Origin of the sequence: Psychrobacter sp. W2-37-MNA-CIBAN-0211 (genome assembly GCF_040309405.1) — a bacterium.
Classification (GTDB): Bacteria; Pseudomonadota; Gammaproteobacteria; order Pseudomonadales; family Moraxellaceae; genus Psychrobacter; species Psychrobacter glaciei.
Genome location: NZ_JBEOOU010000315.1, coordinates 1 through 261, shown reverse-complemented (window position 1 = coordinate 261; position 261 = coordinate 1). Strand labels below are relative to the sequence as shown.

At 44.8% G+C, this 261-nt stretch carries 1 protein-coding gene; it reads right to left on the bottom strand.

Annotated elements, in window-relative coordinates:
• Positions 1-261 (bottom strand): efflux RND transporter permease subunit (locus AAEY72_RS15380; RefSeq protein ID WP_502945405.1); only part of this gene is annotated, 261 nt, incomplete at both ends.

Below are 261 nucleotides of genomic sequence, written 5' to 3'. Positions count from 1 at the left end.
CCATAGGTGCTGCAATACGACTCATCACTTCAGAACCAGTACCTGTGCCATATAATATTGGCAATAAGCCAACGATTATAGCTGCTGCGGTCATCATGACCGGACGTACACGTAAGCCTGCACCATGTAACACCGCTTGAAGCACATCAGCCTTCGTTGGTGAAATATCCTTTGACTGATGATCATTAATCATTTCGTGATAAGCCTGATTCAAATAAACCAACATAATCACACCTATCTCAACAGCAACCCCCGCTAGCG